The organism is Kineococcus esterisolvens, from assembly GCF_050871405.1.
Taxonomy (GTDB): Bacteria; Actinomycetota; Actinomycetes; order Actinomycetales; family Kineococcaceae; genus Kineococcus.
The window spans coordinates 1-6,017 of the sequence record NZ_JBJLRI010000124.1; the positions used below are offsets into that span (position 1 = coordinate 1).

The following is a 6,017-nucleotide window of genomic DNA, read 5'->3' on the forward strand; positions in this document are numbered from 1 at the left end:
GACCCTGACGCAGGCGGACTTCGACGCCATCGCTCGAGAACTCAACGAGCGGCCTCGACAGACCCTTGGCTTTCGGTCACCCTCGCAGGTGCTGGCGGAGGTGTTGCGTTGACCGCCTGAGCCCGCACCGATCTCCGGACGTAGTGACAGGCCGACACGGGCTCGGGACACTGATGCAAGGGTCACCGGGCGAGGGAGCGGCAGTGGGCATCCCCAAGCCGTCCATGCGCAGTAGGTGGATCAGCCTCCGCCGCAGCCTGGTCAAGACTGTACGTCAGGTGATTGGCGCTCCAGAGGCCGAAGACTTCATTCCCGCCTACGACCCTGAACTACCCAGAGGCGTGTCGTCGTACGGCCCGGCGAAGAAGGCCCGCGACCGCTCGTGATCGGGCTGCGCTTCATGCCGCTCGTGGCGCGGGAAGTGAGCGACCAGCGACCTCACCAGCACCGTGACGAGCGAGTCGTGGAGCCTCGACGGTTTCCCCTGGGCGCTGTCTTCGTCGCGAACAAGTCCCGCCCGTCACCATGCGAGGGCATCACCCGGTGATGCCCTCGGTGGCGCCCCAGTCAGCGAGGCGGCGTTCGACGTCTTCCGGGCTGAGGTCTTCCACTCGGGTCATCACTGCCCAACGCTGCCCGAAGGGGTCGAGAATCGATCCGAACCGGTCTCCGGTGACGAATGTGGACACCTCCTCGCGCAGGGTGGCCCCGGCGGCCACGGCGCGGGCGATGACGGCGTCGACGTCTGGGCAGTACAGGACGGTGGAGTGGGTCGCGGTCGGTCCGGGCACCACCGCGGCCAGGCCGTACTGCTCGCTGGGGTCGGACAGCTGCAAACGGCCGCGACCGAAGTCCAGCTCGGCGTGGGCGACGGTCCCACCGGGGCCGTCCATGCGCCGGACCACCACCGCACCGAACACGTCGGTGTAGAAGTCGATCGCGGCCGCCGCGCCGCCGATGACCAGGAACGGTGTGAGGCTGGTGTACCCCTCGGGGATCACGTGCGTCGTCATGACGCCGATGGTGCCTAGTCTCAAGGTGTGGCGGCTTGGAAGGATGCGACAGGTCCTCACCCCAGTCCTGCCCACCCGGGCGCTGCAGCTGCCATGCGAGGGGTGGTGCACCGCGGCGCTGACACCGCCCTCTACGAGGTCGGGCGGATCGAGGTGGCGCCGGCGCTGCAGCCCTTCGTCGAGCACCTGTGGTGGGTGCGCTGGGACCTGCGCGGCCAACCCGCCCGCACCGTGATGACCATCCCGTTCCCCTCGCTGCACCTGACCGTGGAGCGAGGCTCGCCCGGGCAGGTGCGTCACGGGCACCAGATGCCGGCGACGCTCGTGCACGGCGTGCCCACTCGTGCCTTCACCGTGCACCTGCACGGCCTCGGTTCGGTGCTGGGAGCGAAGTTCCACCCCGGCGGCTGGGCCGCCTGGTCCGGGCTGGACGCCGGCGCCCTCACCGACCGCGTCGTGGCGGCCGCTGACCTCGACCAGCGCTGGGACGGCATCGGCCGCGCCGTCATGGCCGTCGAGGGGCACCAGGAGCAGGTCGACCTCCTGCACGGGCACCTCACCACTCTCTCCGCGGCGCCGAGCGAGGAGTACCTGCAGATGCGCGCCCTGGTGCAGCGCATGAGCACGAAGCCTGCCCACAGCGTGCAGGACGTCGCCGCCGGCGCCGGCTGGTCACCGCGCACGCTGCAACGGCGCTTCCAGCGTCTGGTCGGCGTCAGCCCCAAGTGGGTGCTCATGCGTTCCCGGCTGCAGGAGGCCGCGCTGCAGCTGGAACAGGACCCTGACGCCGACCTCACCGAGCTCGCCCTGAGTCTGGGCTGGTACGACCAGTCACACCTCAATCAGGACTTCCGTCGTGTCCTCGGCACGACGCCGGGCAAGTACGCCGAACGCGCCCGCTCCGCTGACCCTGCAACGACGCTGGCGTGACTCCGAGGCGTGGGCCGCCGAGGGACTGCACCTGGCCCACGAGCTCCCGGACATCGTGATCAGCAGCGTCCACGGTGATGACCAGCGGCCCCCGCACGAGCGTCGCGGTCCCGGGTGGACGTCACCCGCACACGTCGAGGTCGGGCACGATCATGGTCGACGACTTCACGGTCTTGCCGATGAGCACGCGATGGATGGCTGCAGGCGTCAAGATGAGCTGGTGACCGGCTCAGACGAGATGCGCGCGGCACTGGCCCTCCGCCGTCGTCGCTGGCACCAGCGTCCCTTCTCGCTTCCTCTCCTCCCGCTGTTCGCCATCTGGGTGGCGGCCCACTTCTACGATATCCCGCCTGCCGTTTGGGGCCTGCCGACCCTCGTCGCCGTGGCGTGCTCGGTAAGCCTCAAACGAGCACGCCGACGCGAGCAGGCGGGTCGTGTCGCCGCCACGTCGATGTGAGGTGTCGAGCGTCACCAGCCAACTTCACGGTCATCCCGCGAAGGCAGAGCGCAAGCCGCTTCACAAGTGAAGGGCTGGCACGCAGGCCCCGGTGGTGAGTCCTTGTCAGAATCCATCAGTCCATACCGGCAAAATTAAATCACCGGGGTCTGCTGCATGATCAGGTGACAGCTACGTCACGCGGCCAGAGCGACCGGCGTGGTCATGATGGTCTCGTACTCGATCGGGGTCAACCGGCCCAAAGCCGCCTGCCGTCGGCGGCGGTGGTAGGTCCGCTCGATCCAGGTCACGATCGCGATGCGCAACTCCTCGCGGGTGGCCCAGGACTGCCGGTCCAAGACGTTGTTCTGCAGCAGGGCGAAGAAGCTCTCCATGGCCGCGTTGTCGCCGGCGGCGCCGACGCGACCCATCGACCCGACCAGCCCCTGCCGGGCGAGAGCGTGGACGTATCTCCTTGATCGGAATTGCGATCCGCGGTCGCTGTGGATCACGCAACCGGCCACGTCCATGCCGCCAGCACGGCGCCTGGCGACGGCGTTGCACAGCGCTGCGACCGCCAGGCGGGACTTCATCCGGGTATCGATGGAGTAGCCGACGATCCGGCGGGAGAAGGCGTCCTTGACGGCGCAGAGGTAGAGCTTTCCCTCACTCGCGCGGTGTTCGGTGATGTCGGTCAGCCACAGCTCGTTGGGCCTGGTGGCGGTGAAGTTCCGCTGGACCAGGTCGTCATGGACGGGCGGCCCGGGACGCTTGCCGTTCTTGGCGCGCCGCTTGGCGAAGGCGCTCCACCAGCCGTTGTCCGCGCAGATCCGCCACGCGGTCCTCTCGGCCATCACCTGCCCAGCCTCACGGGCCTCCTCGTGCAGGTAGCGGTAGCCGAACTCCGGGTCCTCTCGGTGGGCGTCATGCAGGGCGTTGACCCGGTAGGCCTCTTGCAGCTCAGCGTCGGTGACGGGCTGGAGCAGCCAGCGGTAGTAGACCTGTCGAGCGATCTTCAGCACCCGGCACGTGAGGGCCACCGGGATGCCCTCGGCGGCCAGCTCCCTCACGAGCGGGAAGAGCCTTTTCCCGGCAGGTTCGCCTGGGACAGGTAGGCCGCGGCCCGGCGCAGGACCTCGTTCTCCTGCTCCAGCAGCTTGATCCGACGGCGAGCCTCACGCAGCTCAGCGTTGTCCGTGGTCGTGCTCCCCGGCTTCACCCCGGCATCGACGTCGGCCTGGCGCATCCACTTCGACAAGGTCATGACATGGATCCCGAAGTCGGCGGCGATCTGCTCCAGCGTCACGCCAGGCTCGCGATCGCGGGCCACCCGCACGACATCGTCGCGGTACTCGCGGGGGTAGGGCTTGGGCACAGCGGCATCCTTCCAGGCTGCCTCTCGGGCAAGCCAGGTCCGGTGTCACCTGATCATGCAGCAGACCCGACCGTTCTCGCGGCGGCTGCTTGACACAGGGCTACTCATCCCGCTGACCAGGACGTATCTGCGCCCCGGACGTCGATCCTTCGCGGGATGGCTCGCCGACGACATCGCTGGGCACGACCAGGTCGTCTGCTAGCTCGTCAGCCCTGTCGGTGGGGCGCCCCTGGCAGGTGAAGCCGAGACCTCCTCAGCGGCATCAATCCTGTGGACGGGCTCGTCGTGGCTGCTTGAAACTTGCCATGTGACGAGCAGCGATTACTGGGACCAGGCCACAGCCGACGCCTACGACCAAGACACCGCAGAGCAGTCGACTCCTGCAGCACTCGCGCCGACGCTCGACGTACTGGAGCGGCTCGCGGCCGGTGGGCGCGTGCTCGAGCTGGCGATCGGCACCGGCCGCGTCGGCGTCGCCCTCGCTGCGCGGGGCGTGCCGGTCACGGGCATCGAGCTTTCGGAGCCGATGGTGGCCCGGTTGCGGCGCAAGGTCGACGCGCGCCAGGTCCCCGTTGTGGTCGGTGACATGGCCACGACCCAGGCTGACGGGACGTTCTCCCTCGTCTACCTGGTCTTCAACACCATCTCGAACCTGCGCACCCAGGCCGAACAGGTCGCCTGCTTCCGCAACGCCGCCCGCCACCTCGCACCGGGCGGACGGTTCGTCATCGAGCTCTGGGTCCCTCCGCTACGCCGCCTGCCACCCGGGCAGCTGGCCGCTCCCTTCGACGTCAGCGACACCCACCTCGGGATGGACACCTACGACCTGGTCACCCAGCAGGGCACCTCCCACCACTACTGGCTCTCCGCGGACGGCCCCACTCGCTACGGCGCCACCAACTTCCGCTACCTGTGGCCCTCGGAGTGCGACCTGATGGCCGAGCTCGCAGGCATGCAGCTCGAAGAGCGGACCGCCGACTGGACCGGCGCACCCTTCACCTCCGACAGCGAGAGCCACGTCTCGGTCTGGCGCAAGCCCTGACCAAGCGGTTGTTGGCTGAAGCGCGGTACTGCGCACGAGGAAGGGGACTACCGCAGAAGTCGGTGACAGCGGACCCGTGGTGTCGAGGCGACGTGACCGGATGAAGATCATTAATGGGACGAGCGGAGCCAATCCGATTTATCGCTCATGTCGATGACCAGGAGATCACCCACGACGCTGCCTCCTCGCGGTAGGGCGCTCACGACGCCCGAGGGACGCCGACCGCAGCCCGGTTCAGGTCAGGGCGCGGTGCAGCAGCACTTCGCCGGCAGCACCCAGCGGCAGCACCAGCAGCAACCACGCCGCCGCCGCACCAACGCCTCGAGCGCGCGCACCGGCCGCCCGCGCCGATGACGCGGTGGCGCCGAGCACCGCCACCAGGGCGGCGCCGAGGACGCAGAAGACGACAGCATCACCCGTGTAGCGCAGATAGACGCCGTAAGTCACCGCACCCTCCGCGAGAAAGACCCCGCCCAGCAGCGCCGCCCCCAGCGCGGCCACGCGCAGCGAACGCGCACGCCGCCAGCACCACCCGGCCATCCCCAGGACCGGCCCGCCGAGCACACCGGTGGCGGCCCACACCACGACCGTGGCGGGGTTGACGCCGAAGCCCCGCAGGGTGGACGTGGCGTAGTAGCCGGCGACTTCACCGAAGCACACCAGGACACCGGCCAGGACCGCAGCCCAGGGCCGCCGGCTCCAGGCGCCGACCAAGAACGCGGGAGCGACCCAGGGACCCACCGCGTTGGCCAGCCCGGCGAAGGGCCAGGGCAGCACGGTCTGCAACCCGGATGTCGCCGCCCCCCACACCACACCGATCAGCACTGCTGCACCGAGCAACGGTGCTGTCCCCAGACCACCGCCCGGCCCGACGCGCCGGCCGCCTGCGGCCCACGGGGTGCGCGGCGAGGTCGTCGGGGCGGTGGGTTCGCTCATGGTCGCAGCCTGCCGTGCCACAGGTGACCCGGACATCACCGCGTGGTCGGATCCTCGACTCACGATCGCTCATCCCCCGGGTTGAGGGCCGGGCTCGACGATCGACCTGAGTTCACGGTCATCCCGCCGTCCGCGGAGGCGGCGACTCAGCGGTCATGGCTCCCTTCTGTGTCAAGGGCGGGGTCTAACGGGGCTCTTGCGGCTTCGTCGGCGCGTGGCGACGATGGACGTGGCGGGTCCGGGAAGTGACTTCTCCGAAGAGCCGGCGCCGGGGTCCGAGCCGGT

7 protein-coding genes and 1 pseudogene are annotated in these 6,017 nt (G+C 69.3%); 5 read left to right on the forward strand and 3 right to left on the reverse strand.

The window, feature by feature from the left end; genetic code table 11:
* Positions 1 to 112 (forward strand): annotated as a pseudogene (locus ACRYR8_RS20745) (IS30 family transposase); the annotation flags it as partial.
* Between the two features lie 91 nt (positions 113 to 203).
* Positions 204 to 386 carry a hypothetical protein gene (locus ACRYR8_RS20750; RefSeq protein WP_432486116.1) on the forward strand — a complete coding sequence of 61 codons (183 nt, stop codon included), beginning with the start codon at positions 204 to 206 and terminating at the stop codon, positions 384 to 386.
* Between the two features lie 150 nt (positions 387 to 536).
* Here the strand turns inward: ACRYR8_RS20750 and ACRYR8_RS20755 are convergent, their stop codons facing one another.
* On the reverse strand, positions 537 to 1,013 hold the full coding sequence (locus tag ACRYR8_RS20755; protein ID WP_432486117.1) for a VOC family protein: 477 nt from the start codon (positions 1,011 to 1,013) through the stop codon (positions 537 to 539).
* 102 nt (positions 1,014 to 1,115) lie between these two features.
* Between ACRYR8_RS20755 and ACRYR8_RS20760 the strand changes: the two genes are divergently transcribed.
* Together ACRYR8_RS20760 and ACRYR8_RS20765 are read left to right on the forward strand one after the other, a co-directional pair.
* On the forward strand, positions 1,116 to 1,943 hold the full coding sequence (locus ACRYR8_RS20760) for an AraC family transcriptional regulator (RefSeq protein WP_432486202.1): 828 nt from the start codon (positions 1,116 to 1,118) through the stop codon (positions 1,941 to 1,943).
* 220 nt (positions 1,944 to 2,163) lie between these two features.
* Entirely contained in the window at positions 2,164 to 2,400 is a 237-nt protein-coding gene (locus tag ACRYR8_RS20765; RefSeq protein WP_432486119.1) for a hypothetical protein, read from the forward strand.
* A gap of 176 nt (positions 2,401 to 2,576) precedes the next feature.
* Here the strand turns inward: ACRYR8_RS20765 and ACRYR8_RS20770 are convergent.
* Positions 2,577 to 3,754 (reverse strand): IS3 family transposase gene (locus ACRYR8_RS20770; protein WP_432486120.1). Its coding sequence is split into 2 segments (ribosomal slippage): positions 2,577 to 3,467 and positions 3,470 to 3,754, totalling 1,176 coding nucleotides; the frame shifts between segments, so codons are not numbered across the junction.
* Between the two features lie 307 nt (positions 3,755 to 4,061).
* Here ACRYR8_RS20770 and ACRYR8_RS20775 point away from each other — a divergent pair.
* Positions 4,062 to 4,796 carry a class I SAM-dependent DNA methyltransferase gene (locus ACRYR8_RS20775; protein WP_432486121.1) on the forward strand — a complete coding sequence of 245 codons (735 nt, stop codon included), beginning with the start codon at positions 4,062 to 4,064 and terminating at the stop codon, positions 4,794 to 4,796.
* Positions 4,797 to 5,030: 234 nt separating this feature from the next.
* Here the strand turns inward: ACRYR8_RS20775 and ACRYR8_RS20780 are convergent, their stop codons facing one another.
* Positions 5,031 to 5,732, reverse strand: coding sequence for a DUF6518 family protein (locus ACRYR8_RS20780; protein ID WP_432486122.1), 702 nt, complete (start codon positions 5,730 to 5,732; stop codon positions 5,031 to 5,033).
* Positions 5,733 to 6,017: the final 285 nt, after the last annotated feature.

Coding starts and splice junctions, on each gene's coding strand:
- ACRYR8_RS20755 (WP_432486117.1), bottom strand. CDS start 1,013: ATGACGACGCACGTGATCCCCGAGGGGTACACCAGCCTCACACCGTTC.
- ACRYR8_RS20780 (WP_432486122.1), bottom strand. CDS start 5,732: ATGAGCGAACCCACCGCCCCGACGACCTCGCCGCGCACCCCGTGGGCC.